Annotated in this window: 1 pseudogene; it reads right to left on the bottom strand. The window is 33.0% G+C overall.

The annotated features are described in order from the left end of the window. Positions 1 to 421: pseudogene (locus AC1DJR_RS33655) on the bottom strand (DMT family transporter); the annotation flags it as partial.

Below are 421 nucleotides of genomic sequence, written 5' to 3'. Positions count from 1 at the left end.
ATTCGCTAAAAATACACCAATCAAGATTAAACAAGCTCCAATTCCCATTGCAGGATTTAATGGTTCTCCTAATACAAAATAACCTACAATAACAGCGATTAATGGAGATACATACAACCATGTTGATGGAAATATTGGATTTGTTTTTGATAAGAGCCAATAATATAAACCGTGCCCACCGATTGATCCTACAAATATGAGATATAAAATTGGCCATTGTACATTCCAAGATGTTAAGACTGTTAGATTAGGCTGTTCCATTACAATAGATACAATTAATAACAAGATTCCCCCATAAAACATTTGAATACCGTTAATCAGAAAGGTGATACGTCAGGCGAATTTGAAAGTATTTCTTTTGAATAAATAGAACCTATTCCGTAAAATAGTTGCCCAACTATTATGACAAGGCATGCAATAC

It is taken from the genome of Bacillus sp. 05T31, assembly GCF_056396725.1.
This window is presented reverse-complemented; position numbering and strand designations above follow the sequence as displayed.